This is a genomic window from Streptomyces hilarionis, from assembly GCF_024539675.1.
Classification (GTDB): domain Bacteria; phylum Actinomycetota; class Actinomycetes; order Streptomycetales; family Streptomycetaceae; genus Streptomyces; species Streptomyces hilarionis.
In genome coordinates this window covers 1-263 of sequence record NZ_JAHHIT010000760.1, presented here as the reverse complement: position 1 = coordinate 263, position 263 = coordinate 1, and the positions used below count along the sequence as shown (strand labels likewise).

Sequence of the window (263 nt, the reverse complement as noted above, 5' to 3'; positions counted from 1 at the left end):
GATGATTACCTAATTAAGCCTTTTGAATTCCCGGAACTGCTTGCTCGAGTTCGCGCACTGATGCGCAGGTCTGATAATCCAGCATCTGTTGAGATCATTCGCGTAGCCGATCTGGAGCTGGATCAAAGCCGTCATAGGGCGTTTAGAGACGGTCAGCGTATCGACTTAACAACGAAGGAATTCGCACTTCTGCACTATTTAATGAGAAATACGGGAATTGTCCTGAGTCGTACACAGATCATATCTCAGGTATGGGACATGAA

At 46.4% G+C, this 263-nt stretch carries 1 protein-coding gene; it reads left to right on the top strand.

Annotated features, from left to right (window positions below; translation table 11 throughout):
- A partial coding sequence (locus tag KMS84_RS40265; RefSeq protein WP_256921612.1) for a winged helix-turn-helix domain-containing protein occupies positions 1–263 on the top strand: 263 nt, incomplete at both ends.